The sequence below is a fragment of the Bradyrhizobium sp. Leo114 genome (assembly GCF_055229415.2).
In genome coordinates, this window is sequence record NZ_JBUYEN020000023.1 from 1 (window position 1) to 20,750 (window position 20,750).

Genomic DNA, 20,750 nt, shown 5'->3' on the forward strand with positions numbered 1-20,750 from the left:
TGCCCACCAGGTGGCTCGTAACCACGCTCCTGTAGATTGGCCGACCGATCCTCTCCAACCCCATCAGGTGGCGGTCTTGCACCGACCCCGTACAGAAGCGAGACCCCGGCGAGCGGATGACGCAAAAAGGGATTGACTGAGCAAGGCCCGTTACAGAAGGGTGGGCAAAGCGAAGCGTGCCCACCATCCACGTTCGGTGCAAGAAAGGTGGGCACGCTTCGCTTTGCCCACCCTACTTTCTCCACATGGCCTGCGCGAGCGACCATCACGCGTGATACTGGCCGCCGTTCACGGTGAGCGTCGAGCCGGTGATGAAGCCGGCGTCCTCGGCGGCGAGAAACAGCACCGCACGCGCGATCTCCTCGGGCTCACCAAGACGATTGACCGGGATCTGCGGGATCACGTTCTTCTCCAGGACGTCCTTCGGCACCGCCTGCACCATTTCGGTGTTGATATAGCCGGGCGCGATCACGTTCACGGTGATGCCGCCCTTGGCATTCTCAAGCGCGAGCGCCTTGGTGAAGCCGATGTCGCCGGCCTTGGCCGCGGAATAATTGACCTGGCCGAACTGGCCCTTCTGGCCGTTGATCGAGGAGATGTTGACGATGCGGCCGAACTTGCGGGCACGCATGCCCTCGATCACCTGGCGCGTCATGTTGAAGAGCGAGCCGAGATTGGTGTTGATCACCTCGTTCCACTGCTGCAGCGTCATCTTGTGGAATGCGGTGTCGCGGGTGATGCCGGCGTTATTGACGAGAACGTCGATCGGGCCGACCTCGGCCTCCACCTGCTTGACGCCGGCAGCGCAGGCATCGAACGAGGCGACGTCCCATTTGTAAACGGGAATGCCGGTTTCTTCCTTGAACTTTTGCGCCGCGGCATCATTGCCGCCATAGGTTGCCGCGACCTTGTAGCCGGCCGCCTTCAACGCCTTGCTGATCGCAGCGCCGATGCCGCGCGTCCCACCCGTTACCAATGCAACACGTGCCATGTCCGTCTCCTCCTTCGTCATTTTTTTCTAGGCCGACATTGTGCCGGTCTTTTGAAATTTATCTCTCTATTGAGCATGATCTTTTCGGAAAACCGGTCTCCACTTTTCCGGATCATGCTCTCAAAACGAAAATGCCCGGCGCGAGGCCGGGCATTCTCTTAACAGCTTGCACTGCGGTTGACAGACGATCTTTTCATCATTCAACCCGGCATGTTGCCTCTTGTTCAGTCGCGTGCAACGCACATCGCGATGCCCATGCCGCCGCCGATGCACAGCGTGGCGAGGCCCTTCTTGGCGTCGCGCTTCTGCATCTCGTGCAGCAGCGTCACGAGGACGCGGGCGCCGGACGCGCCGATCGGGTGACCGATCGCGATCGCGCCGCCGTTGACGTTGACCTTGGACGTATCCCAGCTGAGGTCCTTGTTGACGGCGCAGGCCTGCGCCGCGAACGCCTCGTTGGCCTCGATCAGGTCGAGATCGCCGATGCTCCAGCCGGCCTTCTTCAGTGCGCTGCGGGAAGCCGGGATCGGGCCGGTGCCCATGATCTTCGGGTCGACGCCGGCCTGGCCCCAGGAGACGATGCGCGCGAGCGGCGTCCTGCCTTCCTTGGCGGCCTGCTTGGCCGTCATCAGCACCACGGCGGCGGCGCCGTCATTGATGCCGGAAGCGCTGCCGGCGGTGACCGTGCCGTCCTTCTCGAAGGCGGGCTTGAGCTTGGCCATTGCGTCCAGCGTGGCGCCGTGGCGCGGATATTCGTCGGCGTCGACGACCACATCGCCCTTGCGGGTCTTGATGGTGACGGGGACGATCTCGTCCTTGAACCGGCCGGCCTTCTGCGCGGCTTCGGCCTTCTGCTGCGAGGCGACGGCGAACTCGTCCTGCTGGGCGCGGGTGATCTGATATTGCCGCGCCACGTTCTCGGCCGTGTTGCCCATGTGGTAGCCGTTGAAGGCGTCCCACAGGCCGTCCTTGATCATGGTGTCGACGAGCTCGAGCCCGCCCATCTTGACGCCGCCGCGCAGATGCTGCGCATGCGGGGCCATGCTCATGGATTCCTGGCCGCCGGCGACCACGATGTCGGAATCGCCATTGACCAGCGCCTGATAGCCGAGCGCGACCGAGCGCAGGCCCGAGCCGCAGAGCTGGTTGACGCCCCAGGCCGGGCTTTCCACCGGGATGCCGGCGGCGATCGAGGCCTGGCGGGCCGGGTTCTGGCCCTGGGCTGCGGTCAGGATCTGACCCATGATGACTTCGGACACGCGGCCCGGCTCGACGCCCGCACGCTCCAGCGCCGCCTTGATGGCGATGGCGCCGAGGTCATGGGCGGGAGTGTTGGCGAACGCACCGTTGAAACTGCCGACCGGGGTGCGGGCGGCGCTGACGATGACGACATCGTCTGACATGGGCATCTCCTAGAGCTTGATGTTTGGCCTGGGTAACTTGGCGGCGGGCGGGCGGCCGGACGCGGGCCTATCTTTCGGCCTTATCCTGTTAACCTCCTTGAGGCATGTCAATCGGCCAGACGGCCAAATCCTGCCGCGGCGCACTTAAATTGACCCCGTTGGAGCTTTCCTGAGCAATAACTATGCTTTGGAATTAACCGTGGCGCACAAATCGTTGCCGAACTGCTTTGAAAATGCTTACCTTTGCTGCGATGCGTGTGCATCACCCCTGCAGCAATGCTGCAAAGGGTCCCCTCCTGGTGTTGATGTGTGAGCCCCATGGCAAAATCAGAACACCCGACCACGATCAAGAAGTACGCCAACCGGCGGCTCTATAATACCGGAACCAGCACTTATGTGACGCTTGAGGATCTCGCCGCGATGGTGAAGGAAGGCGAGGACTTCCTCGTCTACGACGCCAAGACCGGTGACGACATCACCCGATCGGTGTTGGCGCAGATCATCTTCGAGCAGGAGAACAAGGCCGGCCAGAATCTGTTGCCGACCACTTTCCTGCGGCAGTTGATCCGGTTCTACGGCGACAGCATGCAAATGGTGGTGCCGAAATATCTCGAGCAGTCGATCGAGACGCTGACGAAAGAGCAGGAGAAATTCCGCAAGCAAATCGCAAGCACGCTGAGCGGAACTCCCTTCGCCCCGCTCGAGGAACAGGTTCGGCGCAACATGGAGCTGTTCCAGCAGACCTTCTCCATGTTCAAGCCATTCGTGCCGCCGCGCACGGGAACCGCAACGCCCGAGCCCGAGAAAGTGCCGGAGCCGGCGCCGGATGACGACAACATCGACGACCTGCGCCGCCAGATGAAGGAGATGCAGGAGCGCCTCGAGCGGATGTCGCGCGAGACGACGACGGCGACGAAGAAGGAAGAGTAGGCTCTTCCCCATACCTGCATTGAGCTCGTCATTCCGGGGCGCGCGCAGCGCGAACCCGGAATCCATTGGGCCGTTTGCGCGAGCGGCTGAATGGATTCTCTGATGTGCAAATTGCACATCATAGCTCGATGCGGTCGCATCGCCCCGGAATGACGGAGAGCGGTGGACGACCAGCTAACCAGCCGCCGGCATCGCTTTATCCGCGGTGTGCCATGGCCGCGTCGGCGAGGCCAATCCGATCAGGCGGCCCTGGATATAGTCGCAGCCCCATTCGCGCAGCATCACCGCGGACGCTTCGTCCTGCACCCATTCCGCGACTGTCTTGATGCCGAGCCGGCGCGCGAGGTCGAGCAGTGTCTGCACGAAAGCGCGGTCGTCGGCGGAATGCGCGATGTTCTGCACGAAGGCGCCATCGATCTTGACGATATCGACGCCGAGCTTGCGCAGGTTGCGGAACGAGGTGTAGCCGGCGCCGAAATCATCGATCGCGATCCGGCTGCCGAAATTCTTCAACCGCGTGACGAAGCCGCGCACCTCGTCGAGATTGCTGATCGCCACCGTCTCCGTGATCTCGACGATCAGCCGCTCGCCGACGCCGGGATGCGCGGCCATCAGCGATTCGATTCCGGAGAGCCAGTCCGGATCCATCGTGGTATCCGGCGAGATGTTGAGGCTGAGCTGAACCTCGGGTGAAGCGGCAAGCTCGGCCACCGCAAGCTCGAGCACGCGGTGATCGACCAGCCGGATCAGGCCGAGACGCTCGGCGACCGGCACGATGTCGGGCGCCGACAATGCCCGCCCGTCCTCCTGCTGCATGCGCACCAGGCACTCGTAGAAGGCAGGCTGCCGCGACTGCACCTCGACCACCGGCTCGAACGCCACGACGATGCGACGTTCGTTCAGGGCGGTGACGATCTCGTCGGTGACGCGGATGTTGACGCGGCGCTGGGCGTCGCGCTCGACATTCGGCTTCCAAAGCAGGAACGAGCCGGCGCGGCGGCTCTTGGTGGTATCGAGCGTCTCCTGGGCGCGGTTGATCGCCTCGTCGGCGCTGCGGGCGTGGCGGGGCACGCTGACCGCGCCTATCGACGCCGTCACCGACACGGGGCCCGACTTGGTCGGCACGATCTCCTCCCGCACGGCCGTGAGAAAACGTTCGGCGGCGACATTGGCATCGTCGACGGTGCAGTTGCGCAGGATCAGCCCGAACTTGTTGCCGGAGAAACGCCCGAGCACGTCGCCGCCGCGCAGGCGGGCGCGGATGCGCTTGCTGATCTCCGCGATCACGGCGTCAGCGACGTCGAAGCCGAAGGCGTCGTTGATGCGCGCCAGATGGTCGATGCCGATCATCATGAAGGCGCAGGACGATCGGAAGCGTGCAGCCTCCTCGATCGCCTCGGCGAGCGCGGCGATCAGATGGGTGCGGTTGAGTTCGCCGGTGAGCGGATCGTGCCGCGACAGCTTCACGAGCTGCTCGTCGCGGGCATGACGCTCATTGTCGATCCTGATCACGCCCTGGGCGCGCACTGGCCGGCCGTCGGGTCCGGCAAACCAGCAGCCGGTTTCCTCGATCCAGATCACGGGCGCCGAGGTATTGGCCCGCACGCCGTACTCAATCCGGTAAGGCATGCCCTCGCCGCTACGGAGCGGCGCGGGTTGGCCGAACGCATCGCTGCGAATGGCGCGCGATGGCTCGATCAGCCTGGAAAATGCGGCGCCGCTTGCAATCGCCTCCGCCGGGAGATCAGGGAAAACCAAGGCCACATTGTCGCTCCAGACGAGCGCATCGGAGGCAATATCCCAGACAAAGGTGACTTGGCCGAGCGAAGCCAGGATGTCGGCGGCTGGCGGGATGGAAGGCATCTGCTGTCGCCTCGTTTCAGGACACGGCCAATTCAGGACACGGCCAGTTGGATACAGGTGGACGCACGTGACAGTGGGTAAGTGATTCCGAGCCCGCAGTGTGCCTCTGTTTCCGCTCAGACCTTAGGTAAAGTTCATAAATAATCTGGAAACCACGTTTTGCCGCCATCGGGAACAAAAGCCCGTGCACCGGCATGGACCTTGCGAGTTCGAGGCCAACGGGATGGCAGCGTCCCGAAACGTGACAATCGAGCGGGATCAGCGATGCCGGAAGCCGGCGAATCAAGGCAAGTGCTGGACGGCGAGGTTTTGACCGGCGCCGCCATCGCCTCGGCTGAACTCGTCCCGCTGACCGAATCCCTGCACTACGTGTCCAAGCAGCCGCTGCCACGGCCCGACGCGGGCTTCGTGACCCAGCTGATCGCGACTGCGGCGCTGGCGCCGGAGACTCGTCCGCTGCGGCGCGGCACGCTGGCGGACGCGCAGATGGCCTATGGCGCCCATCCGCAGGAACGGCGCGGCGTCGCGCGCCGCACGCGCCAGATCATCTAAGAGCGTTTTCGAGCGAAGTGGAAACCGGTTCGCGTAAAGAAAACGCGTCAAAACAAGAATCCAGAGCTCAGCGCTGTTCCGGTTCAGTCGGCGGATTGCGGCTTGGCTGCAGGTCCGGGGAGGCGACCGCGGGTTGCACCTGCGTCGGCTTGGAATGATCCTGCAGCACTGATTCCGCGACCGAGGCCGCCGGCGGCACCGTGTTCGCTGACGTCGTTGAGGCTGCGGGTGGTGGAGCCGGCTGCGGGGCCGGCGCGGGAGCCGGCTGGGGAGTTGGCGCCGGCGCGGGTTGCGGCAGCGGGGCTGGCTCCGGCTCGATTTGCTGCACCCGTGTTGCGGGCGCGATCGCCGCACGACGGCGGGTGCGAAGCGCGATCCCGGAGATGAAATCCGCCAATGCCAGCAAGGTCAGCAGAGCAAAGGTCGAGGTGCCGAATTTCGGCCACAGCACGAATTCGGCGGCTGCCGCACCGAACACGATCAGCGACAGCAAGTGATCCATCACGAATTTGGCGCCCGGCCGCGCGCCCTTGATGACTTCGAGCAACAGCAGGAGGATGCCGAGCGCCAGCAGGATGTCGCTCAGCGTTATCGGCCACTCCGCCCCCGACATCAGCGGCACCGTCACCAGCGGATCGACCAGCGATACGCCGGGCATCAGGAAGACGATGATGTTGTAGACCGCGAGCGGAATCAGCAGCAGCGGAAAACCGACCATGCGAGCGAGGCCTTAGCGAAGGAAACCAGGAGCGAAACGCCCTGAGATCGTGATTCGATCAGATTGAATCGGATCATGACCTGATTTGATTGTTTGAGCATGACTTCCGCGCAAACGCTACGCGTTTGTCGCGAGGGAAGAACCGGTGCCACTCTTCCCGGATCACGCCCGACGCGCCGAGGCGGACCGTCTGATCGCACTCATTGGCCGATTTCAGGCGGCCCAATCAATCGTGATCCCGGCCCTGCTTTCAGAGCCGGGGATCCAAATGCTCTCCGATCCCGCGGGGATCAGGATTCTTTCTTCTTCAGGACCTGCCGGCCCTTGTACATGCCGGTCTTGAGATCGAGATGGTGCGGGCGACGCAGCTCGCCGGAATCCTTGTCCTCGACATAGGTCGGCTTCTTGATCGCGTCCGCCGAACGGCGCATGCCACGGCGCGACGGCGAGGTTTTTCTTCTGGGAACAGCCATAACAGTCCTCTAGGGGTGTAGCGGAGGCATCCGTCCGAAATTAAGGACGCGCGTCAAAAGCGAGCTGCGATGCCGATAAGGCCGGGCTTATAGAGGAAGGGATGGCGTAAAGCTAGGGCCTGACGCGATTAGATTGCGGTGCGAGCCCTCCCCGTCGGCAACGGGCAAAGCCCGACATGGCTGGTCGAATTTATCGGAACAAAACGTGACCATCCGCTATCGGTTTCGGCACGCGAGGGCACCACGATCTCGTCCCGTCCAGAATAGGCCATGCGGTGCCGGCCAGCGGGTGCATCGCGCTCAGAATCCGCGGCTCTCGCTCCAGCAGCGCTGCACCGCGCTGGCGCGGGCCATATAGGTTGCGCTCAGGCGGCGCACACCGGGGCCGGGATTGCGGGCGCTGCGCTTGACCGGATTGGGCAGGATCGCCGCGAGCAGCGCTGCCTCGCGTGGCGACAAAGTCGCCGCCGAGCGGCCGAAGGCGTATTGGGAACCGGCCTCGGCCCCGAACTGGCCGGACGGGCCGAGCTCGGCGATGTTGAGATAGATTTCCAGGATCCGCTGCTTCGGCAGCACGAAATCGATCCACATGGCCAGCGGCAGTTCCAGGGCCTTGCGGACCACGCTGCGGCCCGGCCACAGGAACAGGTTCTTGGCGACCTGCTGGGTGATGGTCGAGCCGCCCCGGCCCGGCTCGCCATCCTCGGCATCGTCGATCGCATCCTGCAGCGCGTCCCAGTCGATGCCGCGATGGCTGCAGAACTTCGAATCCTCCGACCCCACCACGGAGCGGGGGAGATACGGCGAGATCGCGTTGAAATCGACCCATTGCCGGGTGACAGGCGCGCCCTTGAGAGTGCGCCAAGCCATCAGCGCCGAAACCGGCTGCCCGGATCGGTAAAGCGGTGTCAGCACGTAGGGCACGAGCAGCACGGCCACCAGCAGCAGCAAAAGGATCCGGACAATGCGCAAATTGGAGGTTCCGGCTGAAAGCGGGTCGGCGCTGCCGGCAATATTGGCCGGTTTCAAATGAGATTCTGTAACAATTGGCGGTTTTTCCAGCGCTTTTAAGGCGCAGCCTTCGGCCCGGCGGAATTGACGAAGCCGGTGCCATCAACGATTGTCCGCCCCGAAATCCGATCTGGAGCAATTCTTAATGACGACCGGTACTGCAGAATTCGCCAAGCGGCTGGACCAGACCGCTGACGATACCGAGGCCCTGCTGGCGAAACTCTTGGCCGACACCGTGGAGAAGGACGAGATCGTCCGCCCGAGGCGGCTGATCGAGGCCATGCGCTATTCGAGCCTCGGCGGCGGCAAGCGCCTGCGGCCGTTCCTGGTGGTCGAGAGTGCCGCCGTGTTCGGCGTGCCGCGCAACGCCGCGCTGATGGCGGGGGCCGCGCTCGAATGCATCCACTGCTACTCCCTGATCCATGACGACCTGCCGGCGATGGACAATAGCGATCTGCGCCGCGGCCGCCCCACCCTCCACAAGGCCTATGACGACGCGACCGCGATCCTCGCCGGCGATGCGCTGCTCACGATCGCCTTCGACATCATCACCCGCGACGAGATCCATCGCGATGCCGGCGTCAGGCTGGCGCTGACCCGGGCGCTCGCGCGCGCCTCCGGCGTCGGCGGCATGGCTGGCGGGCAGATGCTCGACCTCGCCGGCGAAGGCCGGTTCGGCGACCGCGAGCCGGTGGACGTGGCGCGGCTGCAGCAGATGAAGACCGGCGCGCTGCTCCGCTTCGGCTGCATCGCCGGCGCCATCCTCGGCCAGTCCTCCGAGAAAGAATATCTGGCACTCGACGATTTCGGCCGCGCGCTCGGCGAAGCCTTCCAGATCGCCGACGACCTGCTCGACGTCGAGGGCGATGCCGCCGCGCTCGGCAAGCAGACCGGCCAGGACGCGGCGCTTGGCAAGACCACCTTCGTCACCCAGCTCGGCATCGACGGCGCCAAGCAGCGCGTCCGCGACCTGCTCGCGCGTGCCGATGCCGCTTTGTCGGTGTTCGGAGCGAAGGGCGATGTGCTGCGCGCGGCGGCGCGGTTCGTTGCCGAGCGCAGGAATTAGAGTGCCAATGGATCGGATCAGGTAGAGCGACCAAGACGAAGCTGCGCCCCCTCTCCCGCTTGCGGGAGAGAGTTGGGGTGAGGGTGTCGCCGCGGCGAGACTCTTCGTGTGGAGAGAGCCCCCACCCGCCGCTTACGCGGCGACCTCCCCCGCGAGCGGGAGAGGTGAACGAGCTAGCGGCCTGGCCGTTACAATCAAAGAGAGCAACCAGGGCGGACCATGAGCAAGGAATTCGAGGAACACCTTGTTCGCTTCCGGAAACTGCCGAAGGCTGTCCGCGTGGTGTATTCGCGGCCACGCATCTTTACTTCGATCGCAGTGGGCGTCGCCGCGTTCTTCCTTTTGCCTCAGACACTGCGTCCGGTGACGCGGCTCGTAGTGAGCTGGGATATCTTCGTCGCGCTATATCTCGCCCTCGCCTTCATGATGATGCTCCAATGCAGCATCGCTTACATCAGGCGCAACGCGATCCTGCAGGATGACGGCCGGTTCCTGATCCTGCTCATCACCGCGCTCGGCGCCTTCGCGAGCCTTGCTGCGATCATCTTCGAGCTCGGCGCCGCCAAAAGCAGCCCGGAAGCGCTGGCGCTCGCGATCGTCACCATCGCGCTATCGTGGGCGCTGGTGCACACCGCCTTTTCGCTGCACTATGCGCACGAATATTATCGCGGGAAGGAACCCGGCGGTCTGCAGTTTCCGAGCGGCAAGGAGCACGTCGAGGCCGACTACTGGGATTTTGTCTACTTTTCATTTGTGATCGGCATGACCGCGCAGGTCTCCGATGTCGGCATCACCGACAGGATCATCCGCCGCACCGCGACCGTGCACGGCATCATCTCCTTCGTGTTCAACACGGCGCTGCTGGCGTTGATGGTCAATATCGCGGCGAGCGCGATCTAGCTTCGGCGCGCAACATCACGCGTCATTGCGAGTTTGGCACCGGCCGAGGGCCGACCCCGCTTGATGAAAATAGGAGGGCGTTATTGACGCGCAGAGGCGCCTCCTCACCGCTGTCATTCCGGGGCGTCCGAAGGACGAGCCCGGAATCCATCGGGCGCCGCACTCCGCGGTGAGATGGATACCGGGCTCACGCTACGCGTGCCCCGGAATGACCGCGCGGACGATGACCGGCGGCTTGCAACTCACTTTCTTCTTAGCGGAGCGAAGCAATCCATTTCGCCGCTTGCTGAGGCATGGATTGCTTCGCTTCGCTCGCAATGACGGCTCGGCCAAGCTAATTGCAAACCTGGACATTGCCGCCGCCGCCCTCGTATGGGCCGCCTTGCGCGGTGGTGCGGAATTCGAGGTGGCAGCCGCGCGCGACCGGCCGGCAGCCGCCGCGGTCGCAGACCATTTGGCCGCCGCCACCGCCGCGGCCGCCTGAAGAGGCCATCGGCCGGGGAATGCGCACTTCCGCCCGCTCGCGCCGTGCCGGCCGATCGCCGGAATCGCGCTTGGCCACCGGCTTCTTGTCGCGTCGCTTCTCGCACGCATTGTCGTCATTGAGGAACGAGCCCGCGCCACAGACGATCCGGGTGCAGCGATCGCCATCGGCCTTGGTGCCGTGCTCGCAGATCAGCGGGCAGACGCGCGATGATTTCTGCTTAATGGCATCGAGCGTGTCGACATTGGCGACCTTGGTGTCGAGCCTGGTTCCGGCATAGCGATTGAACAGCGTCAGCGACCGCTGAGAGGCGGCGTTCCACTCGCCATCGGCGCTACCTGTCAGGCAGCCGACGCGGCGCAGCTCGGTCTGGATCGATTTGGTGACGTCGGCTTGCGGCGAGCCGGTGCTGAGCGCAGCGACACTCACCGCTTTGTCCTTGTCGACCGGCGTCGTCGCGGGCGCGGCGGCCGCCTGATCCGCGGCGATCTTGTCGGCCAGTGCCTTTTCCGCGGCCAGCCGCTTCTGCTCGGCGACCGCCGCCTGCTCCTGCGCGACCTGCTTGGCCTTTTCGGCGGCGATGCGCGCCTGTTCAGCGGCCCTGGCGTCGGCAGCCGCCTTGGCCTGCTCGGCTTTTTGGGCACCTTCGGCGGCGAGCCGGGCACGCTCCTGCTCCGCCGCCCGCGCCTTCTCCGTGGCGGCGACGCGGGCTTCCTCGGCTGTGATCTTCTCGAGCTGGAGTTTGGCGAGGCTCGCATAGAAGCCGTCGGGATATTGCGCGAGAAAGGCGTTGAGCGCGCTCTTGTTGCCGACCTGCAGCGCCAGCTCGTAATCACGGCGGATATCGGCCTGCGGATTCGGCACGGGCGCCGCCTTGGCTGGCGCCGGGACCAGCGGCACGTCCTCCCCACCGAGCGAGCCATAGACGAACGGCTCCTGGCGGTTATTGGTGGACTTCAGCACGTCGTCGCGGACGTAACCGAACGCGCGCCGCACATCGAGCCCGGGCGTCGCCAGGTGCTTTGCGAGCGCCGATGTGAAGGGGCTGTTCTTGCCGTCGCCATCGGCGGCGGTGGAACCGGCCTTGGCCGCATAGGCGATCAGCACGTTCGGGCTGGTCGGCTCGACCTTGGCGAGGCCCTGCCCGATCGCGCGCGACGCCACCGTGCGCTTCATGGTCTTGGCAAAGGGATTGTCGCGGCAGGCGTCGAGGATCACGAGCCGCAGTTTCTTGGCCGGCTCGATCGCGATCAGGACGCGGTCGAGCGAAAACGCCTCATCATAGACGTCGGTGTCGCGTTCCAGCCTCGCATCGACCGGAATGAGGTAATTGGCGCCGTCGACCTCGATGCCATGGCCGGCGTAATAGACCACGGCGATCTCGGCATCGCGGGTACGATCGGCAAAGTCGCGCAGCGCGCGGCGGGTCTCGACCGCCGGGAGATCGCGGCGGAAGTCCACCACGTCGAAACCGGCGTCCTTCAGCATCGCCGCGATCAGCGCGCCGTCATTGACGGGGTTGGGGAGCGGCGCGACGTTCTGATAGGCCTGATTGCTGAGCACCAGCGCCACGCGCTTCTCGGCGAAGGCCGGCTGGCACATCAGAAGCAGGAACAGCGCCAGAACGAGGTGATGCAATCCCGGAAATCCAATCGATTTCATTACCGCACCTTCAAAAAACGCGGCTTTTCCATCCGACAGCAAAGCCTATCAGAAGCCGGGGCCGGATGGGGTGAGCCAAATCACGAACCATCCCGTGCCCGCCGTCCCATAACGTGTTAGTAGCCGAAGCCGAATGATGGTTCGCGTAGCCCGGGTGAAGCGAGGCATAACCCGGGAGCGCTGGTGACCGTCGATGGAGTGTCCCGGGTTGCGCTACGCTCCACCCGGGCTACCAACGGATGCCGGGAGGAACCAACCATGAGCCATGACCGATCGACCATTGAGGCCGTCGTGCAGAACTATTTCGACGGGCTCTACGAAGGCGACGCCGACAAGCTCGGCGCGATGTTTCACCCCTCCGCCGACCTGCGCTGGCTGGAAAAGGGCGAGCTTCAGGTGCTGACCGTGCCGGACTGGCTCGACCGGGTCCGCAAGCGGCCGTCGGCCAAGGCCGAAGGCAAGCCGCGCGAGGATTTCATCGTTACCATCGACCGCTCGGACGACTCCACCGCCTTCATCAAGGTCCGCTGCCAATTGCCGCCGCGCTATTTCACCGATTATCTGGTGGCGATGAAACTGAAGGACGGCTGGCAGATCGTCTCGAAATCCTATCGTTACGACCTGCGGGAGTAAGTCCGCCCCGGGGTTGGCGGATCGGACGGCCCTCTTTTCGATCTCGCACGGTCGAGCCGTCCACGCACATTGACCTTGCCTGCGCTTCGGGGCCAATTTGGACGGCCATGGAAGCCAGATTCCAGACCTTCGTGATCCTGCTCGCTGTGCTGGCGGGCACGGCGCTGGTGGCGCGGCGCCTCAATGTCGCGCCTGCCATCCTCTTGATGCTGGCAGGCATCGCGCTCGCGTTCGTGCCGGGCATGCCCAGCATCGAATTGCCGCCGGAACTGGTGCTGCTGCTGGTGCTGCCGCCGCTGATCTACACGGCTGCGGTGGCTATGAGTTGGCGCGAGTTCAAAAATAGCCTTCGTCCGATCGTGCTGCTCGCCGTCGGCTGCGTGATCTTCACAGCGGCGGCGGTAGCGATCGCCACTCACTACCTGATCGGGCTGCCTTGGGAGGTCGGGTTCCTGCTCGGCGCGATCGTGGCGCCGCCCGACGTGGTCGCCCCGCTTGCGATCGCGCGGCGGCTCCACATCCCCCGCCGCATCCTTGTCGTGCTGGAGGGCGAGGGGCTGGCGAATGATGCCACGGCGCTGATCCTCTACCGCTTCGCCCTCGCGGCGATCACCACCGGCGCCTTCTCGCTGCCGAAGGCCACCGGCGAATTTGCAGCCATCGTGGTCTGCGAGATCGCGTTCGGCATCGCCGTCGGATGGCTCAGCCTGCGCGCCCGTCAGCACTCGCGCGATCCGCAGGTCGAGATCACACTCTCGCTGATCACACCTTATGTGGCCTATTGGCTGCCCGAACATTTTGGCGGCTCCGGCGTGATCGCCACGGTCGCCTGCGGTCTTTACGTGAGCTGGAATGGGCCGCTCCTGATTTCTTCCGCCACCCGCCTGCAAGGCATCTTCTTCTGGGACTTGGTGATCTACCTGATCGAAGGCATCCTGTTCTTGCTCACCGGCTTCCAGATGCGCTTGCTGTACGAGAAGTCGAAGGCATTTCCGCTCGACGACATCCTCTCCACCACTGCGCTGGTGATCGCAGTCATCGTCATCGCGCGCTTTGCCTGGGTATTTCCCGCAACCTATCTGCCGCGGATCCTGAGCAAGCGCCTGCGGCAGCGCGATCCACAGCCGCCCTGGCAATGGGTATTCACGCTCGCCTTCGTCGGCGTTCGCGGCGCGGTGTCGCTCGCCGCGGCGCTGGCGCTGCCGTTTGCGCTCGCGAGCGGCGAGCCTTTTCCCTACCGCGACATGATCCTGTTCGTCGCCTTCGGCGTCATCTTCATCACGCTGGTGGGATTTGGCTTGAGCCTGCCCACGGTCGTCGGCTGGCTGAACATCACCAAGGACGGCTGCGCCGAGACTATCGCCGAGCATGAAGCAGAAATTGTCGCGAGGCGCCAGGCGCTGGCCGCCGGCCTCGCATCGCTCGATGCCATCGTTGACGAGCGCGCGCTCTCCGAAGAGGTCGTCAAGCTGCTGCGGGCGCGGCACCATATCCGCACCAGCCAGCTTCCGGCCGCGCTTGATCCCGACAAGCACGACGTCTCCGCCAACGGCACCGAGCTGACGCGGGAATTGATCGCGACCGAGCGCCAGTTCATCCACGCCCTGCTCCGCGACGGCAAGATCACCGACGAGACGCGCCGCCGGATCGAGCGCGATCTCGACCTGGAAGAGGCCAGCCTCGCGAACCGCGAATATCGGAAGATACCGTTGTAACGCGGGCTAACCTTTTTATTTGAGCATGATCTCCGCGCAAACGCTTCGCGTTTGTCGCGAGGGAAAACCGGTTTCCACTTTTCCGGATCATGCTCTACCGCGAGGCGCAGAATTCCTTCACAGCACCGACCACAGCAGCGCCGATCACGTCCTGCCGTTCCGTGGACGCCATTGCCAGCTCCTCGTCCCGATTGATGATCGAGCCGGCCTCAAGCAGGACCGCGGGCACGCGGGTCCGCATAAGCACGATGAGCTGGTCGTAACGATAGACGCCTACCTTCTTGTCCAGCAATTTTCGCCGGTATCGCCCCATCACGGCCTGCGCATATTGGCGGGCATATTGCAGGCCCTGCGCCTTCATTCGATCGCCGAGCAGCCGGGCGAACCTCAGGCTGGTCCAGAATTTCGGATTGTCATGAGAGACGAACAGCGAATAGCCGCTAAACCGGTCGCTGAAGTGGCTCTTCGTTCCCTCGAACTCCCATTCTTCGAGAAAGGAATCAGGCACCGAATCATGGTGGATCGACAGGGCCAGATCGGCGCCTGAATTGTTGATGGCGGCGGCGCGCTTGAACAGGCTCGGCCTTTTCGGGCCTTCGGTCACCAGGAGGCGGGTTTGCGCAAAGCCTTCCGACTTCAATTTGTCCTCGATGCGTTTGGCAAGGCGGAGATTGAAATCGAATTCCGGAATGTTGCGGGCGCTCCTCGCACCCGGCGCTTCGGCGGTATGGCCGACATCCAGGATGAGCTTGAATTTGGACCGGTCGCATTTCGAAGACGCAGTCTTTGGCGCCGCCCTGACACTCCCGCGCGACCATGCGGCATATCGCGTGTCGGGCGACACGAGCGACAAGACGATGATCGAACTCATGATGATCGGACGATGGCGCCACACGGCGAACATCGTAGCCCGGATGCAGCGAAGCGCAATCTGGGATCTGTCCATCGGCGTGCGAGACATCCCGGGTTTCGCTTCGCGCACCCGGGCTACGGTTACCGCCTACTCCGCCGCGGCGTTCTGGCCGGGACCACCGACGAAGCCCGTGGGATCGCCGAAGCGCTCGGTCATGACCGCCGTTAGGTCCTTCGCCTTGCTGGTCACGCAGGCGCCAGAACGGACGGTGTAACGGTCCTGATGCGCAACATGCGGCGGCGCCTCGCCCTGCTGCAGCGCGCGGGCGGCGTCCATCACCAGCTTGCGAAAATGCATGATGCCGAGGTCGGTCGGCCCGAGATGCTCGCGGGTGCGGTCGGCAATCGGGCCCTGGCTGTCCTGCACCGCGGCGTCCTGCTCGGAAACGCCCTTGATGCCGGTGTAGCTCTTGGTCTTCTGCAGTTTGCGATCGATCAGATAGTCGTTCGATTTGTTGCGCAGCGGCACATAGTTCTCATCGACCTCGGCGATCACGCCGTTGCCGCGGTCATACGCATCGCGCTCCGCTTGCGTGATCGGGCGATGCGGATTCCAGGCGTAGGTGTAGATCCAGCAGTTGGTGTCGGTCACCGGCACGAAGCTCTGGCCGAAGATGTTCTCGCCCGGCATCGCGCTCGGCGCATAGGCGTGAACCGGCATCAGGAACTGGGCGATGCGCCAATAGATGTTGTCGGAGCCGGTGAGGCGGCCGCCTCCGATCGTCAGCCCGGCGTCGTGCGCGTTGATCTTGATCACGGGCCCGCGGGTCTTCGGCGATCCAGCGCATGTGCTCGGTCGCCACACGCACCAGCGGATTGACGAAATGCTTCTTGATATCGAGGATCTCGTTCTCTTCCTTCTCGAACGACAGATGCGCGAAAGTGAAATGCGCGGTATCGATCGAGCCTTCCAGCGCCTGCACCCAGTTGCAGTCCTGCCACTTCTTGCTGATGTAGCGATGCGACGGCGGCACCAGCGCCATCTCCAGCGCCGGCAACTCCGGCACTGAATCGGCCGGGCCCATATAGGCCCAGATCATGTCGCCCCATTCGCGCACCGGATAGGACTTGATGCGGATGTGATCCTTGGCGTTGAGATCGGGATAGGAGGTCGGCATGTCGACGCAGTGGCCGTCGGTGTCGAACTTCCAGCCGTGATAGACGCAGCGGATGCCGCACTCCTCGTTGCGGCCGAGCCAGAGATTGGCGCCGCGATGCGGGCAATATTGGTCGATGACCCCGACGACGCCGCGACTATCGCGGAAAGCGAGCAGCTCCTCGCCGAGGACTGTGATCTTCTTCGGCTCGCTGTCGGGCTCCGGCAGTTCCTCCGACAACAGCACCGGCAGCCAGAAGCGGCGCAACAGCTCCCCCATTCCCGTGCCCGGCCCGCTTTCGGTCAAGAACCTGTTGTCTTCCGCGCGAAGCATGGCACGTCCTCCGATTCTTGTTTTGGTTATGAGGAAGCTTGGCGCAAGCGCAGGCGCCGGTCAACGCGCACTGCATCAACGTGTCACACATATAGATTGTGAGATTTATCACACGCAATTTCAGGTAAAAATGATAGCGACGTTCGAATTACCATGTCCCGTTCAGGAAAGGATGCTCAGATGGCGACGTCGGAAGCCGAAGTCGAAACTGCCGTTCGTGGCGGATGCGCTCTCTTCAAGCGAATGATCGCAAACCTTGAAATCAGAATCCGCGACGAACGGCGCAGGCTCGCCGTCCTCGAAGCCAGCCTGAGGAAGGCGGAGTCTCAACCAAGGCCCGAACCGACCCTCATCGAGCAGCTCAAGCAGTCGATCGCATCACTACAGAGCCAGATCGATGAGGATGAGATGAGCCTTGCCGACATCCGCATCGACTTCGAGATGTTCTGCACGTGATAGGTTGCGGCGCGCCGTCCCGCATTCACCGTCACACCGGCCGCTCGCCTTTCACCGTGACGCGCGTGCCGGATCGGGTGTGGGGCCAGTAGTCCCACATCGCGCGGTGCTGGGTGCAGCGATTGTCCCAGAAGGCGATCGCGTTCTCGGTCCAGCGGAAGCGGCACTGGAACAGCGGGTTTTCCGCGTGCTGATAGAGATAGGCGAGGATCGCGTCGCTCTCGTCGCGGGGGATGCCCACGATGTGACGGGTGAAGCCGCGATTGACATAGAGCGCCTTCTTTCCCGTCACGGGATGCGTGCGCAGCACCGGATGCTCGGCATGGGGATAGCTCGGCTTGTCGGCAACGCCGTAATTGGCGTAGAGCCCGCGATAGATCGGCTCGCCGTCATGCAGCGCGGTGAGCCCGTCGAGATAGGCCTTCATCCGATCCGACAGCGCCTCATAGGCCGCATACATATTGGCGAACAGCGTGTCGCCGCCGTGCGGCGGGCACTGCCTGATGTAGAGGATCGAGCCCATCGGCGGCTCGAGATCGCAGGACACGTCCGAATGCCAGCCTTCGCCGTTGGCGCGCGGTGAATCCTTGTCGGCGTGGATCTTCATCAGCGCGGGATCCTCGCCCTCATGCGGCGCGGCGGGATGGATGTGCAATTCGCCGAACTTGCGGCCGAAGGCGAGATGCTCCTTCGGCGTGATGCGCTGGTCGCGGAAGAAGATCACGAGGTTCTCGGCAAGCGCGCGATGGATCTCGTCCATCTGGCGATTGGAGCGCGCATCGTCGGAGACGAGCTGCGCGATATCGACACCGGAAATCTCCGCGCCGATGATCGGCGTCAGCTTTTCGACGCCGATGGTTTCATAGGGCTCGCTCTCGTCGGCGAGATGCTTGTAGCGGGGACCTTGCTTGCCGGACAGCGAGCTCACGGGTGTTGCTCCCAATCGTTATTGTCGGGAGCATCGTAGCCCGGATGGGGCGAAGCGCAATCGCAGGCCGCGGCTTTATCTGTCGTCCCCGCAAAAGCGGGGACGACAGCGGAGAGGGGTCGTTGGACGGAGAGAACTTACTCCGCCGCGGTCACCGTATTCGGCACGCTGCTGCCCTGGCCGTAGCGCTGGTCGATGTAGTCGATGACCAGCGCCTTGAAATCGGCGGCGATCGCGGGACCGCGCAGGGTGCGGAACTTCTTGCCGTCGACGAAGACAGGCGCGGCCGGCGCTTCGCCAGTGCCCGGAAGTGAGATGCCGATATTGGCGTGCTTGGATTCGCCGGGGCCGTTGACGATGCAGCCCATGACAGCGACGTTGAGCTGCTCGACGCCGGGATACTTCGTCTTCCAGGCCGGCATCTCGTCGCGGATGAAATCCTGGATCGAGCGCGCCAATTCCTGGAAGGTGGTGGAAGTCGTGCGGCCGCAGCCCGGGCAGGCCGCGACCAGTGGCACGAAGGTGCGGAAACCCATCGTCTGCAACAGTTCCTGCGCGACCTGGACTTCCAACGTGCGGTCGCCGCCGGGCTCAGGCGTCAATGAGATGCGGATGGTGTCGCCGATGCCGTCCTGCAAGAGGATGCCGAGCGCGGCGGAGGAGGCGACGATGCCCTTCGATCCCATGCCGGCCTCGGTGAGGCCGAGATGGATCGCGTAATCCGAGCGGCGCGCCAGATCCTGATAGACCGCGATCAGATCCTGCACGGCCGAGACCTTGGCCGACAGGATGATGCGGTTCTTGGGCATGCCGAGCTCTTGCGCGCGGGCCGCTGACAAGAGTGCCGACTGCACCATGGCTTCGCGCGTCACCGCGCGGGCATCGCGCGGGTTCGGCGAGGCCGTGTTCTCGTCCATCAGCTTGGTCAAGAGTTCCTGGTCGAGCGAACCCCAGTTCGCACCGATGCGCACCGGCTTGTTGTTCTTGTTAGCGATCTCGATGATGTCGGCGAACTGCGAGTCGCGCTTGTTCTTGAAGCCGACATTGCCCGGATTGATGCGGTATTTGTCGAGCGCCTCGGCGCAGGCCGGATATTCGGCGAGCAGCTTGTGGCCGATATAGTGGAAATCACCGATCAGGGGCGTCTCGATGCCGCGCTTACGCAGGCCATCGCGAATGTGGGGCACGGCGGCAGCGGCTTCCTCGCGGTCGACCGTGATGCGCACCATCTCCGAGCCGGCGCGCGAAAGTGCTGCGACCTGGGCGATGGTGCCATCAACATCGGCGGTGTCAGTGTTGGTCATCGACTGAACGACGATCGGGGCGCCCCCGCCGACGGCGACATGGCCGACCATGACCTGGGTTGTCTGATGCCGGGGCGCTGGGCCGGCGACGTCGCTGAGAATTTCGGGCTTGTTCATGGCGTCTCGAATATCAGGTTTTGGTGACATTCACCAAGGGGGGCACGAAGGCGGGCTGGCGGTTTATTGGATCACATATTTTCTAACGGAGATTCAACAGCTTGCGCCTGAAAGCGGGATCGAGCGCAAGACCGGCGGCCGTCCGATGGGCTGACCGGTATATCGGGGGAGGATTCGGGGGATTAAAGGGCCCGCGAACACGCGAGGACGGCTTTTCATCCCCTACCGCGCGCCATACCTTGAAGCAAATACCACCCGCGGGAGGTGCAGATGGCGACAAGGGATGAGCTTATCACCACGGCGGAACTTGCCGATATCCTGCATCAGCCGGATCTTCGCCTCTTCGACTGTACGACCTATCTGGAGCCGGCGCCGGAAGGCAGCGGCGTTCCCTATATTGCGGTGCCGGGGAAAGAAACCTTCGAGGCCGGCCATATCGCCGGCGCCGATTTTCTCGACTTGCAGGGCGAATTCTCCGCTCCGAACACGGAACTGCGCTTCATGATGCCCCTCGTCGCGCAGCTCGAAACCGCCTTCGGCCGCCACGGGATCGGTCCCGACAGCCGGGTGGTGCTGTATTCGATCGGCACGCCGATGTGGGCGACGCGCTTCTGGTGGATGCTGAAATCGCTGGGCTTCGACGGCGCCTCCGTGCTCGACGGCGGCCTGGACAAGTGGAAAGCGGAAGGACGCCCGCTCGAGACCGGCCCCGCCAAGGGCTATCCGCCTGCGACGTTTGCCGCGAAACCGCGAGCGGGTTTCTTCGTCGGCAAGGACGACGTGCTCGCCGCACGAGGGGACCAAGGCACCGTCACCGTCAATGCGCTGGGTCCACAATTCCACGCAGGCCTCGAACCCAGCCGCTACGGCCGGCCGGGACGCATTCCCGGCAGCGTCAATGTGCCGGCGGCGACGTTGCTCGATCCCACGGCGAAGACGTTCATCGCGCGCGCGGACGCGGAAGCGAAATTTGCAAGCCAAGGCATCAGCAAGGACAAGCGCGTGATCGCCTATTGCGGCGGCGGCATTTCCGCCACGGTCGATTTATTCCAGCTCCATCGGCTCGGCTACGACAACCTCACTCTCTATGATGCCTCGATGGGCGAATGGGCCAAGGACGAGACCCTGCCGATCGAACGGGGATAGGCGCGGGTTCTTTACCCGTCATTGCGAGCGAAGCGAAGCAATACACGGCACGCGGA

Annotated in this window: 19 protein-coding genes and 1 pseudogene; 8 read left to right on the top strand and 12 right to left on the bottom strand. The window is 63.9% G+C overall.

What is annotated here, in order from left to right; all coding sequences use genetic code 11:
* Positions 1-265 precede the first annotated feature (265 nt).
* Positions 266-991 (bottom strand): acetoacetyl-CoA reductase, encoded by a 726-nt coding sequence (gene phbB / locus ACZIRK_RS25880; protein ID WP_130231417.1) that lies wholly within the window; start codon positions 989-991, stop codon positions 266-268.
* Positions 992-1,215: 224 nt separating this feature from the next.
* A complete protein-coding gene (locus ACZIRK_RS25885) occupies positions 1,216-2,394 on the bottom strand; it encodes an acetyl-CoA C-acetyltransferase (RefSeq protein ID WP_463328360.1) in 1,179 nt (392 codons plus the stop codon).
* A gap of 318 nt (positions 2,395-2,712) precedes the next feature.
* Between ACZIRK_RS25885 and phaR the strand changes: the two genes are divergently transcribed.
* Positions 2,713-3,324, top strand: coding sequence for a polyhydroxyalkanoate synthesis repressor PhaR (gene phaR / locus ACZIRK_RS25890; RefSeq protein WP_028169166.1), 612 nt, complete (start codon positions 2,713-2,715; stop codon positions 3,322-3,324).
* 174 nt (positions 3,325-3,498) lie between these two features.
* Here the strand turns inward: phaR and ACZIRK_RS25895 are convergent, their stop codons facing one another.
* Entirely contained in the window at positions 3,499-5,187 is a 1,689-nt protein-coding gene (locus ACZIRK_RS25895) for a putative bifunctional diguanylate cyclase/phosphodiesterase (RefSeq protein WP_463328361.1), read from the bottom strand.
* A 264-nt stretch (positions 5,188-5,451) separates the two neighbouring features.
* Between ACZIRK_RS25895 and ACZIRK_RS25900 the strand changes: the two genes are divergently transcribed.
* On the top strand, positions 5,452-5,739 hold the full coding sequence (locus ACZIRK_RS25900) for a hypothetical protein (RefSeq protein ID WP_130231411.1): 288 nt from the start codon (positions 5,452-5,454) through the stop codon (positions 5,737-5,739).
* A 67-nt stretch (positions 5,740-5,806) separates the two neighbouring features.
* On the opposite strand, the gene ACZIRK_RS25905 is transcribed toward ACZIRK_RS25900, so the two are convergent.
* The 3 genes from ACZIRK_RS25905 to mtgA all read right to left on the bottom strand — a co-directional run bounded on the left by ACZIRK_RS25905 (position 5,807) and on the right by mtgA (position 7,902).
* On the bottom strand, positions 5,807-6,457 hold the full coding sequence (locus tag ACZIRK_RS25905) for a hypothetical protein (RefSeq protein ID WP_463328362.1): 651 nt from the start codon (positions 6,455-6,457) through the stop codon (positions 5,807-5,809).
* 290 nt (positions 6,458-6,747) lie between these two features.
* Positions 6,748-6,930: a 50S ribosomal protein L32 gene (gene rpmF, locus ACZIRK_RS25910; protein WP_007598106.1), complete on the bottom strand. Its 183-nt coding sequence runs from the start codon at positions 6,928-6,930 to the stop codon at positions 6,748-6,750.
* A 300-nt stretch (positions 6,931-7,230) separates the two neighbouring features.
* On the bottom strand, positions 7,231-7,902 hold the full coding sequence (gene mtgA, locus ACZIRK_RS25915; RefSeq protein ID WP_130231796.1) for a monofunctional biosynthetic peptidoglycan transglycosylase: 672 nt from the start codon (positions 7,900-7,902) through the stop codon (positions 7,231-7,233).
* A gap of 184 nt (positions 7,903-8,086) precedes the next feature.
* Between mtgA and ACZIRK_RS25920 the strand changes: the two genes are divergently transcribed.
* Entirely contained in the window at positions 8,087-9,007 is a 921-nt protein-coding gene (locus ACZIRK_RS25920; protein ID WP_028169159.1) for a polyprenyl synthetase family protein, read from the top strand.
* Between the two features lie 219 nt (positions 9,008-9,226).
* Positions 9,227-9,907: a DUF1345 domain-containing protein gene (locus tag ACZIRK_RS25925; RefSeq protein ID WP_130231956.1), complete on the top strand. Its 681-nt coding sequence runs from the start codon at positions 9,227-9,229 to the stop codon at positions 9,905-9,907.
* 334 nt (positions 9,908-10,241) lie between these two features.
* On the opposite strand, the gene ACZIRK_RS25930 is transcribed toward ACZIRK_RS25925, so the two are convergent.
* A complete protein-coding gene (locus ACZIRK_RS25930) occupies positions 10,242-12,053 on the bottom strand; it encodes a caspase family protein (protein WP_463328363.1) in 1,812 nt (603 codons plus the stop codon).
* 258 nt (positions 12,054-12,311) lie between these two features.
* Here ACZIRK_RS25930 and ACZIRK_RS25935 point away from each other — a divergent pair, with 258 nt between their 5' ends.
* Positions 12,312-12,686 (top strand): nuclear transport factor 2 family protein, encoded by a 375-nt coding sequence (locus ACZIRK_RS25935; protein ID WP_130225384.1) that lies wholly within the window; start codon positions 12,312-12,314, stop codon positions 12,684-12,686.
* Positions 12,687-12,793: 107 nt separating this feature from the next.
* Positions 12,794-14,401 (top strand): Na+/H+ antiporter, encoded by a 1,608-nt coding sequence (locus ACZIRK_RS25940; protein ID WP_130225383.1) that lies wholly within the window; start codon positions 12,794-12,796, stop codon positions 14,399-14,401.
* 94 nt (positions 14,402-14,495) lie between these two features.
* Here the strand turns inward: ACZIRK_RS25940 and ACZIRK_RS25945 are convergent, their stop codons facing one another.
* The 3 genes and pseudogenes from ACZIRK_RS25945 to ACZIRK_RS25955 all read right to left on the bottom strand — a co-directional run.
* On the bottom strand, positions 14,496-15,296 hold the full coding sequence (locus ACZIRK_RS25945; protein WP_245474669.1) for an N-acetylmuramoyl-L-alanine amidase family protein: 801 nt from the start codon (positions 15,294-15,296) through the stop codon (positions 14,496-14,498).
* Between the two features lie 105 nt (positions 15,297-15,401).
* On the bottom strand, positions 15,402-15,974 hold the full coding sequence (locus ACZIRK_RS25950) for a hypothetical protein (RefSeq protein ID WP_463328364.1): 573 nt from the start codon (positions 15,972-15,974) through the stop codon (positions 15,402-15,404).
* A gap of 268 nt (positions 15,975-16,242) precedes the next feature.
* Positions 16,243-16,743: pseudogene (locus ACZIRK_RS25955) on the bottom strand (Rieske 2Fe-2S domain-containing protein); the annotation flags it as partial.
* A 180-nt stretch (positions 16,744-16,923) separates the two neighbouring features.
* On the opposite strand from ACZIRK_RS25955, the gene ACZIRK_RS25960 reads away from it, so the two are divergent.
* The gene (locus tag ACZIRK_RS25960) at positions 16,924-17,199 is read left to right on the top strand and encodes a hypothetical protein (RefSeq protein ID WP_130225382.1); all 276 of its coding nucleotides are present in this window, start codon (positions 16,924-16,926) and stop codon (positions 17,197-17,199) included.
* A gap of 31 nt (positions 17,200-17,230) precedes the next feature.
* Here the strand turns inward: ACZIRK_RS25960 and ACZIRK_RS25965 are convergent, their stop codons facing one another.
* Entirely contained in the window at positions 17,231-18,127 is an 897-nt protein-coding gene (locus ACZIRK_RS25965) for a TauD/TfdA dioxygenase family protein (protein WP_463328365.1), read from the bottom strand.
* A gap of 137 nt (positions 18,128-18,264) precedes the next feature.
* Complete coding sequence (gene ispG, locus ACZIRK_RS25970) at positions 18,265-19,548, bottom strand: flavodoxin-dependent (E)-4-hydroxy-3-methylbut-2-enyl-diphosphate synthase (protein ID WP_130225380.1); 1,284 nt, start codon at positions 19,546-19,548, stop codon at positions 18,265-18,267.
* Positions 19,549-19,818: 270 nt separating this feature from the next.
* Here ispG and ACZIRK_RS25975 point away from each other — a divergent pair, with 270 nt between their 5' ends.
* Positions 19,819-20,694 (top strand): sulfurtransferase, encoded by an 876-nt coding sequence (locus tag ACZIRK_RS25975; protein WP_130225379.1) that lies wholly within the window; start codon positions 19,819-19,821, stop codon positions 20,692-20,694.
* The last annotated feature ends 56 nt before the right edge of the window (positions 20,695-20,750 follow it).

What these genes read in the sequence shown, in the direction of transcription:
- phbB (WP_130231417.1), bottom strand. Translation starts at nt 991, where the DNA reads ATGGCACGTGTTGCATTGGTAACGGGTGGGACGCGCGGCATCGGCGCT.
- ACZIRK_RS25885 (WP_463328360.1), bottom strand. Translation starts at nt 2,394, where the DNA reads ATGTCAGACGATGTCGTCATCGTCAGCGCCGCCCGCACCCCGGTCGGC.
- phaR (WP_028169166.1), top strand. Translation starts at nt 2,713, where the DNA reads ATGGCAAAATCAGAACACCCGACCACGATCAAGAAGTACGCCAACCGG.
- ACZIRK_RS25895 (WP_463328361.1), bottom strand. Translation starts at nt 5,187, where the DNA reads ATGCCTTCCATCCCGCCAGCCGCCGACATCCTGGCTTCGCTCGGCCAA.
- ACZIRK_RS25900 (WP_130231411.1), top strand. Translation starts at nt 5,452, where the DNA reads ATGCCGGAAGCCGGCGAATCAAGGCAAGTGCTGGACGGCGAGGTTTTG.
- ACZIRK_RS25905 (WP_463328362.1), bottom strand. Translation starts at nt 6,457, where the DNA reads ATGGTCGGTTTTCCGCTGCTGCTGATTCCGCTCGCGGTCTACAACATC.
- rpmF (WP_007598106.1), bottom strand. Translation starts at nt 6,930, where the DNA reads ATGGCTGTTCCCAGAAGAAAAACCTCGCCGTCGCGCCGTGGCATGCGC.
- ACZIRK_RS25920 (WP_028169159.1), top strand. Translation starts at nt 8,087, where the DNA reads ATGACGACCGGTACTGCAGAATTCGCCAAGCGGCTGGACCAGACCGCT.
- ACZIRK_RS25925 (WP_130231956.1), top strand. Translation starts at nt 9,227, where the DNA reads ATGAGCAAGGAATTCGAGGAACACCTTGTTCGCTTCCGGAAACTGCCG.
- ACZIRK_RS25930 (WP_463328363.1), bottom strand. Translation starts at nt 12,053, where the DNA reads ATGAAATCGATTGGATTTCCGGGATTGCATCACCTCGTTCTGGCGCTG.
- ACZIRK_RS25935 (WP_130225384.1), top strand. Translation starts at nt 12,312, where the DNA reads ATGAGCCATGACCGATCGACCATTGAGGCCGTCGTGCAGAACTATTTC.
- ACZIRK_RS25940 (WP_130225383.1), top strand. Translation starts at nt 12,794, where the DNA reads ATGGAAGCCAGATTCCAGACCTTCGTGATCCTGCTCGCTGTGCTGGCG.
- ACZIRK_RS25950 (WP_463328364.1), bottom strand. Translation starts at nt 15,974, where the DNA reads ATGCCGGTTCACGCCTATGCGCCGAGCGCGATGCCGGGCGAGAACATC.
- ACZIRK_RS25960 (WP_130225382.1), top strand. Translation starts at nt 16,924, where the DNA reads ATGGCGACGTCGGAAGCCGAAGTCGAAACTGCCGTTCGTGGCGGATGC.
- ispG (WP_130225380.1), bottom strand. Translation starts at nt 19,548, where the DNA reads ATGAACAAGCCCGAAATTCTCAGCGACGTCGCCGGCCCAGCGCCCCGG.
- ACZIRK_RS25975 (WP_130225379.1), top strand. Translation starts at nt 19,819, where the DNA reads ATGGCGACAAGGGATGAGCTTATCACCACGGCGGAACTTGCCGATATC.